The sequence below is a fragment of the Gracilibacillus lacisalsi DSM 19029 genome, from assembly GCF_000377765.1.
GTDB classification, from domain to species: Bacteria; Bacillota; Bacilli; order Bacillales; family Amphibacillaceae; genus Gracilibacillus; species Gracilibacillus lacisalsi.
This window is the reverse complement of record NZ_KB898672.1, coordinates 43,513-58,062: the sequence shown is the minus strand read 5'-3', so window position 1 is coordinate 58,062 and position 14,550 is coordinate 43,513. Positions and strand designations below refer to the sequence as shown.

The 14,550-nt window shown below is 37.2% G+C and carries 18 protein-coding genes; 9 read left to right on the top strand and 9 right to left on the bottom strand.

The genetic code is table 11. The features are described from left to right. The first annotated feature begins 16 nt into the window (after nt 1-16). Complete coding sequence (locus D569_RS0115645; RefSeq protein WP_018933368.1) at nt 17-220, top strand: hypothetical protein; 204 nt, start codon at nt 17-19, stop codon at nt 218-220. A gap of 18 nt (nt 221-238) precedes the next feature. Then, a complete protein-coding gene (locus D569_RS0115640; protein ID WP_018933367.1) occupies nt 239-742 on the top strand; it encodes a DinB family protein in 504 nt (167 codons plus the stop codon). Here D569_RS0115640 and D569_RS0115635 read toward each other — a convergent pair. Together D569_RS0115635 and D569_RS0115630 are read right to left on the bottom strand one after the other, a co-directional pair. Next, nucleotides 735-1,595 carry an SDR family oxidoreductase gene (locus tag D569_RS0115635; protein WP_018933366.1) on the bottom strand — a complete coding sequence of 287 codons (861 nt, stop codon included), beginning with the start codon at nt 1,593-1,595 and terminating at the stop codon, nt 735-737. The two genes, D569_RS0115640 and D569_RS0115635, sit on opposite strands and share 8 nt — an antisense overlap. 256 nt (nt 1,596-1,851) lie before the next feature. Further along, nucleotides 1,852-2,712 (bottom strand): DegV family protein, encoded by an 861-nt coding sequence (locus D569_RS0115630; protein ID WP_018933365.1) that lies wholly within the window; start codon nt 2,710-2,712, stop codon nt 1,852-1,854. A 233-nt stretch (nt 2,713-2,945) separates the two neighbouring features. Between D569_RS0115630 and D569_RS0115625 the strand changes: the two genes are divergently transcribed. Both D569_RS0115625 and D569_RS0115620 read left to right on the top strand, forming a co-directional pair. Beyond that, the gene (locus tag D569_RS0115625) at nt 2,946-3,794 is read left to right on the top strand and encodes a YitT family protein (protein WP_018933364.1); all 849 of its coding nucleotides are present in this window, start codon (nt 2,946-2,948) and stop codon (nt 3,792-3,794) included. Nucleotides 3,795-3,844: 50 nt separating this feature from the next. Further along, nucleotides 3,845-4,705 carry a BsuPI-related putative proteinase inhibitor gene (locus tag D569_RS0115620; protein WP_018933363.1) on the top strand — a complete coding sequence of 287 codons (861 nt, stop codon included), beginning with the start codon at nt 3,845-3,847 and terminating at the stop codon, nt 4,703-4,705. Between the two features lie 183 nt (nt 4,706-4,888). Here the strand turns inward: D569_RS0115620 and D569_RS0115615 are convergent, their stop codons facing one another. The 3 genes from D569_RS0115615 to D569_RS0115605 all read right to left on the bottom strand — a co-directional run bounded on the left by D569_RS0115615 (nt 4,889) and on the right by D569_RS0115605 (nt 6,524). Further along, nucleotides 4,889-5,152, bottom strand: a complete 264-nt coding sequence (locus D569_RS0115615; RefSeq protein ID WP_018933362.1) for a NifU N-terminal domain-containing protein — start codon at nt 5,150-5,152, stop codon at nt 4,889-4,891. 133 nt (nt 5,153-5,285) lie between these two features. Continuing rightward, nucleotides 5,286-5,483 (bottom strand): DUF3813 family protein, encoded by a 198-nt coding sequence (locus D569_RS0115610; protein WP_018933361.1) that lies wholly within the window; start codon nt 5,481-5,483, stop codon nt 5,286-5,288. Between the two features lie 186 nt (nt 5,484-5,669). Next, complete coding sequence (locus tag D569_RS0115605) at nt 5,670-6,524, bottom strand: Cof-type HAD-IIB family hydrolase (RefSeq protein ID WP_018933360.1); 855 nt, start codon at nt 6,522-6,524, stop codon at nt 5,670-5,672. Nucleotides 6,525-6,669: 145 nt separating this feature from the next. Between D569_RS0115605 and D569_RS0115600 the strand changes: the two genes are divergently transcribed. After that, entirely contained in the window at nt 6,670-7,434 is a 765-nt protein-coding gene (locus tag D569_RS0115600) for a prolyl oligopeptidase family serine peptidase (RefSeq protein WP_018933359.1), read from the top strand. A 68-nt stretch (nt 7,435-7,502) separates the two neighbouring features. Further along, nucleotides 7,503-7,814, top strand: a complete 312-nt coding sequence (locus D569_RS0115595; protein WP_018933358.1) for a metal-sulfur cluster assembly factor — start codon at nt 7,503-7,505, stop codon at nt 7,812-7,814. Nucleotides 7,815-8,057: 243 nt separating this feature from the next. Here the strand turns inward: D569_RS0115595 and D569_RS0115590 are convergent, their stop codons facing one another. From D569_RS0115590 to D569_RS24070, 3 genes are all read right to left on the bottom strand, one after another. After that, nucleotides 8,058-8,753, bottom strand: coding sequence for a Crp/Fnr family transcriptional regulator (locus D569_RS0115590; RefSeq protein WP_018933357.1), 696 nt, complete (start codon nt 8,751-8,753; stop codon nt 8,058-8,060). Nucleotides 8,754-8,806: 53 nt separating this feature from the next. Further along, nucleotides 8,807-9,622: an undecaprenyl-diphosphate phosphatase gene (locus D569_RS0115585; protein ID WP_018933356.1), complete on the bottom strand. Its 816-nt coding sequence runs from the start codon at nt 9,620-9,622 to the stop codon at nt 8,807-8,809. A gap of 98 nt (nt 9,623-9,720) precedes the next feature. Continuing rightward, nucleotides 9,721-9,894: a DUF2929 family protein gene (locus tag D569_RS24070; protein ID WP_018933355.1), complete on the bottom strand. Its 174-nt coding sequence runs from the start codon at nt 9,892-9,894 to the stop codon at nt 9,721-9,723. A gap of 285 nt (nt 9,895-10,179) precedes the next feature. Here D569_RS24070 and D569_RS0115575 point away from each other — a divergent pair, with 285 nt between their 5' ends. Next, nucleotides 10,180-11,151: a BMP family ABC transporter substrate-binding protein gene (locus D569_RS0115575; RefSeq protein WP_018933354.1), complete on the top strand. Its 972-nt coding sequence runs from the start codon at nt 10,180-10,182 to the stop codon at nt 11,149-11,151. 44 nt (nt 11,152-11,195) lie between these two features. Here the strand turns inward: D569_RS0115575 and D569_RS0115570 are convergent, their stop codons facing one another. Further along, nucleotides 11,196-11,381 carry a hypothetical protein gene (locus D569_RS0115570; RefSeq protein WP_018933353.1) on the bottom strand — a complete coding sequence of 62 codons (186 nt, stop codon included), beginning with the start codon at nt 11,379-11,381 and terminating at the stop codon, nt 11,196-11,198. 195 nt (nt 11,382-11,576) lie between these two features. On the opposite strand from D569_RS0115570, the gene D569_RS0115565 reads away from it, so the two are divergent. Further along, entirely contained in the window at nt 11,577-12,512 is a 936-nt protein-coding gene (locus D569_RS0115565) for a beta-ketoacyl-ACP synthase III (protein ID WP_018933352.1), read from the top strand. Nucleotides 12,513-12,532: 20 nt separating this feature from the next. Continuing rightward, nucleotides 12,533-13,771 carry a beta-ketoacyl-ACP synthase II gene (fabF, locus tag D569_RS0115560; RefSeq protein ID WP_018933351.1) on the top strand — a complete coding sequence of 413 codons (1,239 nt, stop codon included), beginning with the start codon at nt 12,533-12,535 and terminating at the stop codon, nt 13,769-13,771. The last annotated feature ends 779 nt before the right edge of the window (nt 13,772-14,550 follow it).

Here is a 14,550-nt window from a genome sequence, read left to right as displayed (position 1 = left end):
GAGGAGTTGTTGTTGGATGCAGTATCAAGGAGTATCAGCGTGCCCGAAATGTGGGGAAACGGAATTGGGGCTTGGTAAGCATAGTGGATATGCAGTAATGCAACCTGTAAATAAAATGAGCTTTGGTTCTGATGTTGAGTATATAATTTGTACACATTGTGGCTATATTATTGAAGGTTATGTGAAAAAACCGGAGAAATTTAAAGGTACCATCTATTGATTTAAAAGGAGTGATCAAATGACAAATAGTCAGGTAATAAAAATGTATAATTATCACGTTTGGGCGAATAAAAAAATATTCGAACATTTAAAGCAGTTACCAAATGAAATTTTAAACGGCAAAGTTAAAAGTGTTTTTTCTTCCATATCTGAAGTGTTGACTCATCTTTATGCTACTGATATAACTTGGCTAGAGGTAATGAAGGGAAGTAACTTTCATACCATCATTAAAAAAGTGGAACATCGAAAATTTAAAGCTTCACAAGCTTCCATTGTTGAGCTAGAAGATCTGTATGATCAACTTTCAACAGAGTATTATGATTTTTTCAATATCCATAAGAATTCTGAACATTCGATCACTACAGAGCATCCACAACATGGAGTATGTGAGTTCACCCTTGTTGATTTAGTGCATCATGTCGTTAATCATGGGACATATCATCGTGGCAATCTAACGGCGATGCTTCATCAACAGGGTGAACGGGGAGTACCAACAGACTATGTGTTTTTTCTTTTTAAATGATTTTTCCACCATTAACATGAATGGTTTGACCTGTTACATAACTAGCATCATTACTTGCAAGGTATATATATGCTGGTGCAACTTCTGATGATTCACCAGGTCGTCCCATTTCTGTATCAGAGCCAAAGGTGGCAACTTGATTCTCATCAAAACTAGCTGGAATCAGTGGTGTCCAGATTGGTCCAGGCGCAACACTGTTGACGCGAATTCCTTGAGAGACTAGTGATTTTGCCAGAGATTTCGTAAATGTCGTAATGGCTCCCTTGGTACTGGAGTAATCAATCAGACTTTCATTACCTTGGAAAGCGGTAATCGAAGAAGTATTAATGATTGCACTACCCTGCTTTAAATGAGGGAGGGCTGCTCTTGTGAGATAAAAATAACCAAAAATGTTTGTTCGAAATGTTTTTTCTAATTGATCGTCAGTAATTTGGAGAAAATCCTGCTGTGGATATTGAACCGCAGCATTATTCACCACAATATCAATTTTTCCATATTCATCGATTACTTTTTTCACGACATCTTTACTAAACTCACTATGCGAAATATCTCCGCGAAATAGACTACATGCTTTACCTTCTTGTTCCACCATTTTCTTGGTATCGTTGGCATCTTGATCTTCGTCAAAATAGATGATGGCGATATCTGCTCCTTCTTTGGCAAAATGAATCGCAACAGAACGACCAATACCGCTGTCCCCACCAGAAATGATCGCAACTTTATCTTTTAATTTATTACTACCTTGATAATTTTCATTTACACTGACAGGAAGAGGTGTCATCTTATACTCGAAACCAGGCTGTCGATCTTGATGCTGCTTCGGTAATACTTGTTTTTGCTGATTTGCTGACATTTCGGACACTCCTAGAAGCTTTTTCTCCTAGTATGGCAAAAAAGCAGGGCAACATACGTAAAAAAATCCCTGCGTGTGCAGGGATTTTTTTGAGAGTGTCCAGTAAATGATGAAAAGTGTCCAATAAATCCGTGAAAGTGTCCAGTAAAATCCGAAAAGTGTCCAGTAAATCGTCCAAAGTGTCCAATAACCCCAAAAAAGTGTCCAATGACGATATTAACTCGATCGCAAAACTCCTACTTGGAACAGTCTAACTTTACTTCGGAGAATCATTTAAGAAAAAGAGAGCGATCGTACCTGGTCCGGAATGTGCACCGATGGCAGAACCAACCATGTTAATTTTGATATCTTTGACATTCCATTTTTCTCGAATCATGCTTGCAATATGTTCAGCTGTATCCAATGCATCGCCATGGCTGATCGCTACTAATTGGTTGTCCAGATCTTTACCTCGTTCTTCCATCACTTCGATCATTCGTTTGAACACTTTTTTGGATCCTCTAACTTTTTCTAGTGGGATCAGTTTACCATCTTCCATGTGTAATAAAGGCTTTACTTTTAATAATGTACCGACAAAAGCGGCTGTTTTGCTGACACGACCTCCGCGGTACAAGTATTCTAAGTCATCGACAGTGAAAATATGCTCCATATGTTCATAGTGATGTTTGCTTACTTCAAGTATTTCCTCCATACTTGCACCTGATTGAGCTAATTCTGCGGCCCTCAGCACAACAAGTCCATATCCTAAAGATGCACATTTCGTATCAAGCACATGTAATTCAAAATCAGGATACGCTTCTTTCACTTCTTGCTCCATTAATTTTGCCCCTTGATATGTACCAGACAGTTCTGAAGAAAAAGCTAAATATAAGACCTGGTTTCCTGCCTTGGCATGTTTTTCGAAAGCATCTTTAAAAACTTGAGGACTGACTTGTGCCGTTTTGGGCGCTTTGCCTTCTCTCATGGCATCGTAAACTTTTTTTGAAGAAATACTAATTCCATCTTCGTAATCTTCACCATCCAATTGAACAGTTAATGGTAACATTTCGATGTCAAATTGTTGAAAATCTTCAGATGAAAGATCACAAGCAGAATCTGCAAGAATTTTTACAGTCAATGTAACCCCTCCTTTTTTCCTTTTTGATCATGTATGATGATCGTGTTTTAGCTTAATATAAGTGTAAGCTTAACGAACAGTTACGTCAAAACAAATTTACAAACTTTTTTGTTCAAACTACTTGGTTTCTAGATCAGATTCTAGTATAGTTTATTCTTGTGCAAAAAAGATTATGTAATGATATAAAAGGGTATGGAATCATGTGGGTTCCGTTAACAGGAGGGATGAACAACATGTTTTTAATGGAAGCAAAACGAATAGTAATTGTCATAGTTGGTGCAATACTAAATGCTATTGGTCTTAATTTTTTCTTAATTGGTGCCAATGTATATGCTAGTGGCTTTACTGGTATTTCACAAATTTTAGCTACTGTTTTTTCTGATTACTTAGGAGTAGAAATTGCAAGTACCGGTATTATTTTATTCATTCTTAATATACCAGTAGCTATTATCGGTTGGTTAATGGTAGGTCGTGGCTTTACAATCTACAGTTTTCTTTCGGTTATTGCTACCTCTTTTTTCCTAGAGGTGCTACCAATTGTTAATTTGTCCGACGATATTTTGCTTAATGCAGTATTTGGTGGAGTTATTGCTGGTGTTGGTGTCGGTATTACCTTAAAGTGGGGTGCTTCAACAGGTGGTTCTGATATTATTGCAATGGTTTTATCTCGGATGAAGGACAAGCCAATTGGTGGTTATTTAATGGCGATTAACGGGATGATTATTGTTATTGCAGGTATCTTAAATGAGCCAGAGAACGCACTTTATACTTTAGTAGGTTTATATGTAACTACACGAGTTATCGATGGTATACATACTCGTCATGAGAAAGTGACAGCAATGATTGTTACGAAAAAAGCAGATGAGCTGCAACAAGCAATTCATGATACGATGATTCGCGGAATTACGATATTGCCGGTTAAAGGTGCTTATACAAAAGAAGATAAGCATATGTTATATTTAGTTATAACCAGATATGAGTTATATGATTTAGAACGGATTATCCATGAAGTTGATGAGAATGCTTTTACGAATGTTATTCAGACAGCAGGTGTCTATGGATTCTTCCGACGAAATGATTGAAACCTTTTCTCGTATCTAACGTCTAATCTTTTAAAGGGGGTCGCAGAAATATGAAGAAATATTTCTCACTCATATCTATTATTTTGATGTTGTTGTTAATGGCTTGTGGTTCTTCGGATGTGGAAGAAACAGAAACAGATGATTCGGTACCGGTAGATAATTCTACTGAAAAATCACCCGAAACAGAGAAAGCTAACGAAGAAGACACTCAATCCGAAACGGAGGCTCTTTCAGCTATTATGGAAAATTTAGATTTGAAAGTTGCTGCAGAACAACAAGGTACAACGATTGATTTTAAATTTCAATTAATCAACAAAAATGAGGAGACCGTTGACTTGATGTTTACTTCTGGTCAACAATTTGAGATTAAGTTGTTTCAAGAAGATGAATTATTTTATCAATATTCAGAAGGGAAAATGTTCACCGAAGCTTTGGTTGAAGAATCATTAGCACCTGGTGAATTCAAAAATTGGGGAGAGTCCTGGGATATGATTGAACATTTGGAGCCTGGTGAGTATGAAGTAGAAATGACGCTCTTACCAGCTGAAATAAATGGGCAGCAGGTAGAAGGTGAGCCGTTACAACAAACAATTACGATTACAATAGAGGACACAGCAGCTGATGAAGATGGCCCTTTTCGTTCAGTTGACGTTGAAGGGGAAAATGGCGAATATACCGTAACAGGAGAGGTGGATACCAGCGTTGGTGTAACCTATTATGAGGTTGAGGATGGCCATAATTATCTAGTGGAACAAACAGAAATCCCTGTTGAAAGCGATGGATGGCAGGAATTTGAGATCAAAATTTCGATTGACGAGGATATGTTACCTCAAAACGGAGCAGTAGTTATGTTACTGTACACAGAGGATCGTTCCGAACAAAGACCAGTACAATTAGAAGTAATGCCATAGAATCCAATTAGGCCGGTTAAAATAGAGAAAACTTAAGATCACACAATAGCACTGGAATAAAAAACGCTTGGTTAGGATAAAATGCTGACCAAGCGTTTTTTGTATTATCACTGCAGTTCTTATGGCGAAACATGGAAAATATAATTAAAGAGTATAATTTACCTAATAACAAACTTTCATTGATTAATAACCATATTTTGTAATAACTTCTTCTACATTACCAATCAGCTCGTCCCATTCGACATCCATTTTTTTATTAACGGTGATAAAGTGTTGGAAGCCAAATACGTTATCGACACCTTCTAGTTTCATTAGTTCATTTAAAATATCATATTCACTTGTTTGACCAGGCATAACAGAAATACTATTGTTTCCTTCAAAAATCATTTTGTCACTAGTAAATTTCATTGCGTTTGGATTTGGTGTTGCTTCTACATGAATACTCATCGTCTTTCCTCCTATAAAACGTACTTTATCACAATCATATCAAAATGTAGTTGATTATGAAAGGAATTCAACAGATGCTGGAATGAAGAAAAGAAGGTATACGGATTCGTATACCTTCTTTAACCAGAGGAGCTTATTTTAATTCATTCTGTTGCTTTAATTGATTCTCTAATTCGCGAAGTTCTTGCTGTTCTTCTGCTGTTGCATTTGTATAAGCAGACTGAATCGCATTTTGAGCGGCTTGCTTATCCTGCTCATTGAAGTTTCCGTTCGCGCGATTCATTAAGCGATTGACGGCATCTCTTGCTTGCTGAAACAATTGGTTTTGCATAATAAATCCTCCTGTCTATTGAATCACTAGGCTTATCAATTGGATTACCGTTATGATCCTTTTTAATGGTGGTAGAGAACTACTGGAAGCTTTGTCCTTTGATATACCACCACTGAAACAGAGCTTAAGGAAAAAGCATGAACACCAATTTGATGTTCATGCTTATTATGGATTAATCACAGATTTCTATTCAGATAGATCTTTGCCAACCTTAACGTTAGCTTCCAATTTTAAATAATCAACAAGGAAATTTCCTATTCCGTCTTCTTCATTAGTTTTGGTTTGATAATTAGCAATTTGTTTTAATTCATCAATAGCATTGCCCATTGCAACACCAACACCTGCATATTCGATCATTTCGAGGTCATTATCTTCGTCACCAAATGCAATGATATTAGCTACAGGGATGTGAAAATAATGTGCAATTTTTTTCAAACCAACAGCTTTGTTAATCCCTTTTCGTACCACTTCAATTACATTCCAAGGCACACCCCATTTTCTATGTTCAATAATGGAAGCATGTTTATCATCTAAGTATTGACGTAATTCCTCAATATGGTCGTCCTTCGGATGGATTAATAAAGAGGTAGGATCCTCTTGTAAGTGATTTTTTAAGCTTCCAATTGTAATCAAATCCTGTTGATTAGGCTCCGAAAAAACATCGATAATTTGTTGGTCAAACTGATCTAAGTACATATTATCCCGGATTTCAGCAAAAATATTATGGACTTCAAAATCGTAACATGTTTGAATAATTTTTTTGGCAGTTCGATTTGGGAGTGGTGTGTGTAATGCGTCCCATTTTTGATCGGTTGGATGATGAATAAGTGCACCGTTGAAGTTAACCATCGGAGTCTGTAAACCAAGCTCTTGGTAATACGCAATACTTGCACGATGCGGTCGTCCTGTGGCGATCACCACGATATGTCCTTCTTGGATGATTTGCTGTACAACTGATTTAGTATAAGGACTGATTTCCTTTCGATCAGTTAACAATGTTCCGTCTAGATCTAATGCAACTAAGTGTCTATTTGTTTGCATATCTTCACCTCACTATTGTAATTATAGTTTAAAGATCTTTCTTTCAGGTGTAAAGTTTTGTATATTTTTATTTCTATATTTTGCATGTTTGATTAAGAAGTTATATCATGAAAAGTAAGAAAAGATACGAGAAAGGGTTGTACCGATGATAGCGATAAATAAAGAATATTGGAACGACATACCGTTATTACATGTCGTTGACCAAGAAAAGAAAGAGCAAGCATTACCAACTTTAACATACATACATGGCTTTACAAGTGCGAAAGAACATAACTTACCAATAGCATACTTATTAGCAGAAAAAGGCTATCGAGTATTATTGCCTGATTCGATGTTACACGGTGAGAGAGAAACCGATCTTTCACATATGGAAAGAGAGTTTCGCTTCTTCGATATTGTTAAGCAAAATTTGGATGATATTGAAACTATTTACCAAGAGTTAGTCGCAAAGCAATTACTAGAGGGCAATCGCTTTGGGTTAGCAGGTACAAGTATGGGAGGAATCACGACTGCTGCTGCCTTAACACAATTTTCATGGGTTAAGACTGCTGGAGTGATGATGGGATCCCCGAAAATTACTGCATATGCCGAACAATTAATTGGCTTTATGAAAGCTCAGCATAAAGAACTGCCTATCTCTGATGATCAACTTCACTTATTAATAAAGGAATTAAAAGACATTGATTTATCGTTACAAATGGAGAAGCTATTTGGTAGACCATTATTCTTCTGGCATGGGGAAGAGGATGCGGTGGTACCATTTGATCATGCCTATAGCTTTTATGAAGAAGCGATAGAGCATTACAAAAACCCTGAAAATATCACTTTCTTAAAAGAAATAGGACGCGGACATAAAGTTAGCCGTTTTGCGATTTTAGAATTTGTAAAGTGGTTAGAATATCAACTATGATTTAAATCATTTAAAAAGTGTCCGATTTGTTTTATAATAAATGATAAGAGTTTGAAGGAGGGATTGAGATGGATCAAGCACTAGAAGAGAATTTAATGGGAGCACTGGAAAATGTGATTGACCCAGAGCTTGGTATAGATATCGTTAATTTAGGTCTTGTGTATGGTGTAGACCTTGATGATGAAGGTATTGCTACTGTAACAATGACACTAACAGCAATGGGATGTCCTCTTGCAGGTCACATTGAACAAGATGTGAAGCGTGTCATGGAAGATATTCCTGAAGTAAAAGATACAGAAGTGAATATCGTCTGGAATCCACCATGGTCAAAAGACCGTATGTCGAGATACGCAAAAATCGCACTCGGTATTCCGGATTAATAAGAAAAGCGCCCTTTTAACAGGCGCTTTTTTGTGTTGGTGCTCCAGTAGATGAGTACGGGCATTTGTTCCGTTATTTGTGAGAAAAATGGCATTTTTAGGATAGTAGCGGACATCTATTCCGTTATTCGTCGAAAATAAAGCTATTTTTCATCAAAAGTAACCGAATAAGGGATCAAATGTCCGCCAACACCGAAAAACAGGTGTTATTCCGTCAAATAACGAACTAAATGTCCGCTCAATCTATTCAAACAACTTGTCCTCTATTTTCTCTACATCAATTTTCCACATATTATTTGCTGAAAGCTCGATTAAGCTTTCTTTTTTTAATTGACTGAGTGTTCTGCTGATTGTTTCTCGGGTCGTCCCGATCATATTCGCTAGCTCTTTGTTCGAGAATTGTTTAGCTAACATCACATCACCATGTCTATTTTCTTTACCATGTTTCTTTACCAAGCGCAAAATCAACATCATGACTTGTTCCTGCGTATTATGCAGGATTTGTTCTTCCAGACGCTGCTGTAAATCAACGATCATATCACCAAGCACTCGAAACAATTTAACACTTATTTGTGGAAATTGCATTAAAAAATCTTCAAATTGTTGTTTCGGTATATAAACAAGGGTACTGGGCTCGATTACTTCCGCATGTGCTGGATAATTATCGTGACGGAAGAATCCTTGGTGAGGAAACATATCGCCACTATGCAAAATATTTACGATTTGCTCCCGACCATGGAAATCTGTTTTATATATCTTAATTTTACCTTCTAATATAAAGTAGACATTTGAAAGGTGGTCATCTTGCATAAAAACATGTGTGTACTTTTGATATCGTTTCGTATGGGCAATTGTTTTTAATGAGTCGATTTCATAAACCGTTAATTCCTTGAAAATTGGAATCGAATGTAAAATTTCTTCAATGGATTGCTTCTTCACAATGTTTCCTCCTTCTCACACCTAAATCATAGTACTAAGGCCAAAGCCTCGCTTTAAAGAAGGATAAAGGCGATAATACCTACGATAAAGCAATAGAATGCGAAATATTTTAAATTACCTTTCCGCATAATATTCATAAACCAGCGCAAGGAATAATAAGTTGCAATAATAGCTGCGATAAAGGCGATGAGATATGGAATCCAAAGTGTATTAAAGTTAGGGTCATTTACTACATCATCAACAGACAGCATCATCGTACCAACACTGACAGGTATAAACATTAGGAATGAAAAACGTAATGCTGTTTCTTGTTTCATTCCTAATAACATCGCAGCTACAATCGTTGCTCCTGAACGGCTAATTCCTGGTAATAAAGCAACAGATTGAGCAAAACCAACGATAATCGCATCTTTCATCGTTAAAGCACCATCATTTTTGTTTCCACGTAAGTTTCGAATAATCCAAAGCGCGATACCTGTAATAACTAGAGTAATTCCAACCATTTTTGCTCGATCAGCAAAGGTTGCTTCAATATAATCATCTAATAGTAAGCCAAGTACTGCTGCTGGAATCGTGGCAACAACCAGATAAATGATAAACATAAAATCATCATGATAGGCTTTATCTTTTGTCGTAAGATAGTTAATCCCGTTTTTAGCTAGATGGATAATATCTTTCCAGTAAATCATCAGTACCGCAATTAAGGAACCAAAATTGACTAACACTTCAAATGATAAGCCACTCACACCTACACCAAATATGTCCTGTAATAATACTAAGTGACCACTTGAAGAAATAGGAATTGGTTCCGTGAAACCTTGTACTAACCCTAAAAATAAGTATTTGATCAATAACAGTAGTTCTTCCATTTATGTATCCCCCTAAAATCTGTATTCCATAAAGATAACCCTTGTCACTGTTTGTTGACAAGGGTTATCGGTTAGTCGAAAGTGATCTATCTTTTAAGTTATTCTTCTTCTTTCAAGATGCCATCGCCGAGAATGATTGCAACGATACTAAAAATTGCTGCAATGGAAACAGCAGAAGCAAGATTAAACTCTTGACCACCCATACTTGTTAATACATATGATACAACGGTTAAAATAATAACTGCCCAAAAAATAGTTGCGAAATATTTCATTGTCTCACCTCTCTATCTATTATGAATCCTATACTATTTATTATGAATTATGTATACCTTTACGTTTTTCGCCATCTATAGTTTATCAAATTTTAGGAATAAAATAAACAAAAATCTTGTACTAAAGGAAATTTGTGATCTTTTTGTGAATGCTGATGTTACGGGGGTTTCTACACAATTGTAATCTATTTGTAATGTTTTCTTGGTTTACGGAATGTCGACTAAGCGATAAAATAGTCCTAAGGATAGTCTGTTCGTCTATGCCATTCTTTAAGGAGTGCGGATATGAAAAAATATATGATCTTACTCATTTTTACTTTTCTTATAATTATTCCAATATTATCCGGCTGTAACAACAATGCAAGTGGTGAAAAAATAGAACGTGTTGGAATGCTAATTGAAAACACGATCCATGATCAAAATTGGGGCAATAAAGGTTATCGAGGTTTACTGGATATACAAGAAGAATTTAATATGGATATTTATTTCCGTGAAGGTGTCCAGACGCAACAGCAAGTAAATATTGCCGTTGAAGAATTTGCCAATGAAGGAGTACAGGTTATTATCGGCCATAGTAGCAACTTTGGTGAATTTTTCAACCGTATACAAGCGTCATATCCTGATATTCAATTTATATATGTAAACGGTGGCTATTCAGCAGATAATTTGATTAGTTTAAATTTTAACTCATTGGCAATGGGGTTTTTTGCTGGAATGGTTGCAGGCGAAATGACAGAAACAAATCATGTAGGAATTATTGCTGCGTATGAATGGCAGCCGGAGGTAGAAGGATTTTACGAGGGCGTTCTCTATCAAAACGATCAGGTGAATGTCGATATTCAATATGTCTATGATTGGGATGAAAAGGATCTGGCAGTGGAGCATTATCAGAAAATGCTTGATCAAAATATGGATGTTATTTACCCAGCTGGCGATGCTTATAGTGTATCCATCGTGGAGTCTGCTATGAATCAAGGTATATATTCGATTGGCTATGTTAATGATCAGCAACCTATTGGTGGACAATCTGTATTAACAAGTACGGTTCAACATATTGATAAATTATACGTCTATGCCATTGAACAATTACAAGAAGGCGAAATAGAAGGTGGAATTTATAACTTCGGTTTTGAAGAAGAAGTTATCACTCTGGGCCCATATAGTGAACATTTGTCAGAAGATTTCATCGATTATTTGAATGAACTAATCGACGAGTATAAGGAAACAGGCTTATTACCTCATCAAACGGAAAAATAGCTGTCATGGCGATGTGACAGCTATTTTTTTATCACGGTATCATCTCATTTTATGTTTTTGAACATATCTTTGATTGGCGATAATTTTTTGTATGTGTCATTTAGTAATTGTACGGTTTGAAATAAGTCAAAAGCATTTTCGTCTTTTTCCTCATTTTCTTCTGGTTCTTCCGACTCTTCCATTTGCTTTTTACCGAACATTAATTCATCAAATCGATTTTGCTTTTCCATATCTATCCCTCCTAAAGGCATTATATGGGAGAATCGACTAGAATGTATGGGTTCTTTTAAACGTAGATTAACGAGTATTTTGCCAGAGAGTGGATAGACTTTAAATAAATAAACTTGAAAAAAATGAAATCTTGCTATAAAATTAGTACCAAGTCTTAATAATTGATAACAATTCCTTTGAGAGGAAGGATAAACATGAAAGCAGGAATAATTGGAACTGGTCATTATGCGCCAGAGAAAGTATTAACTAACGCTGATATGGAAAAAATCGTCGATACAAGTGATGAGTGGATTCGCACAAGAACTGGAATTGAAGAAAGAAGAATCGCTCATGACAATGAAGATACATCAGATATGGCATTTAAAGCAGCAGAACAAGCTTTAGAGGAAGCGGAAATTACAGGGGAAGATTTGGATTTGATTTTAGTTGCAACTGTTACACCAGATCAACCTTTTCCGACAGTATCCTGTAAACTGCAAGAACGATTAGGTGCAACAAAGGCTGCAGCAATGGATATCAGTGCTGCCTGTGCAGGATTTATGTACGGTGTCATTACGGCTAAACAATTCATTGAAACAGGTGCTTATCAACATGTTTTAATAATCGGTGCAGATAAATTATCGAAAATCACCGATTGGACAGACCGCAATACATGTGTATTATTTGGAGATGGTGCAGGTGCGGCAGTAATGGGACCTGTAAGTGAAGATAAAGGTGTACTATCCTTTGAATTAGGAGCTGATGGTAGTGGTGGCAAGCATTTAGAACAAAATGACGACTATATTTTTATGAATGGTCGAGAAGTTTTTAAGTTTGCAGTACGACAAATGCCAGAATCATCAGTACATGTGGTAGAAAAAGCGGGTTATGCTAAAGAAGATGTTGATTATTTAATTCCACATCAAGCAAATATTCGTATTATGGAAGCTGCTAGACAACGGCTTGGTATTGAAGAGGATCGAATGGCAGTCAACGTTAATAAATATGGTAATACTTCAGCTGCTTCGATACCTATTGCTTTATCTGAAGGAGTTAAAAACGATAAAATAAAGGATAACGATTTGGTCGTCTTAGTTGGCTTCGGTGGAGGTTTAACATGGGGCGCTGTAGCATTAAAATGGGGAAAATAGAAAAATAGGGAGGAATCGATATGAGTAAAAATCGAGTGGTTATTACTGGTATGGGTGCCGTGACACCATTAGGAAATACTGTCGCTCAATTTTGGGATCATTTAAAATCTGGGACTTCGGGAATCGATTATGTGACAAAGGTCAATAAAGATGATTTTCCGGCAAAAGTTGCTGGTGAGGTAAAAGAGTGGGACCCAACCAATTATATGGAGAAAAAAGATTCAAAACGCATGGACTTATTTACACAATACGCAGTAGGTGCCGCTAAAATGGCGGTAGAAGATGCTAATCTAGAAATTACGGATGATATTGCTAACCGTGTAGGTGTATGGATTGGCTCTGGTATTGGTGGAATGGCAACGTATGATGAGCAATTTAGAAAATTTGTTGATAAAGGCTATCGTCGGGTTAGTCCATTCTTCGTACCGATGCTAATTCCAGATATGGCTGCTGGTCAAGTGTCGATTCAACTAGGTGCAAAAGGGATCAATAACTGTTCCGTAACTGCTTGTGCATCAGGAGCAAATTCAATCGGTGACGCTTTTAAAGTTATCGAACGTGGGGATGCCGATTACATGATCACAGGTGGAGCAGAGGCACCATTAACACCAATGGCTTTTGCAGGCTTCTCAACAGCAAAAGCATTGTCTTTTAATGAAGATCCAAACACAGCAAGTAGACCTTTTGATAAAAACCGTGATGGATTTGTCATGGGAGAAGGAGCGGGTATTTTAATCCTGGAATCATTAGAATCTGCTAAAAAGCGTGGCGCTACCATTTATGCTGAAATTGTAGGTTATGGCGCGTCTGGTGATGCGTACCATATTACATCACCAGCACCTGAAGGAGAAGGAGCAGCACGCGCAATGCAGCAAGCGCTAGATAGTGCAGAAATATCTCCTGAAGATGTAGACTATGTCAATGCGCATGGTACAAGTACGGAGTACAATGATTCCTTTGAAACACAAGCGATCAAAACAGTTTTCAACGACCATGCATACAAGATGGATGTTTCCTCGACGAAATCCATGACAGGACATCTATTAGGAGCAGCTGGTGCGATTGAATCGATTGCATGTGTCAAAGCACTTCAAGATGGTATTTTACCACCAACGATTAATTACGAAACACCAGATGAAGCTTGTGATCTTAACTATGTACCAAACGAAGCGATCGAAAAAGATATCAACATCGCCATTAGTAACTCATTAGGTTTTGGCGGTCATAACGTAACACTCGCATTCAAAAAATATCAATAATATCTATGAAAGAGGACAGGATTACCTGTCCTCTTTTCTTACTAATAAGGAAGTATATAACCCGCGATGTCAACGCATTTGTAAGCAGAGTAGCCATTTTGAAATAGCTTGTACAGGAACCCATCGCTGCGGCTGTCCACTTCCCTTTCCACGGGATTTTCGCCTAAGCTAACTTTGGTAAGCAAAGAGCGCTTACCAAAGTGGATCTTAGTCGAAAATCATCCCGTAGGAGTGGAAGTGGACGGCCTCCGCTATGAAACTGTTCTACAACGATTGTGACTGCTAACTTCTCGAGCTTTCTTAACCTGTGTAATAAAATTGGAATGTCAGCGAGTACATTCATTGTAGAGCATGAATGAGCGTAGGCATCCACTTCGACTCCTGTGGGATCAGCGTGATCTGAAGATCCAGTTTTGTAAAGCGATCTTCTTTACAAAAGTTAGCTGAAGACACACGCCCCACGGAAAGCGAAGTGGGCAAGCCGTAGCGTTTGTTACGCCTATTATTCATGTCAAAATAACTACTTTGGACAGGACCGGGTGGGGTTTGCCGGTTTTTCTTATAAGATAAGAAAGTATAAATTTTGCGCAGATGTCTAGCTCCGAGCGCCCAGAAACTAGGCGACTTCACGAATTGCCCTACGATAAAGAAGACTTGCCGATTGGTGAAACCAGAGGCTTAGTCGCACTTATACCTTTAGGTGAAAGTCATCATCGGCTCGTAAACTCACCGTGATTCCTTTATCTCAGTTAATTCGTTCCAGTCGCTACGTTTCTAAT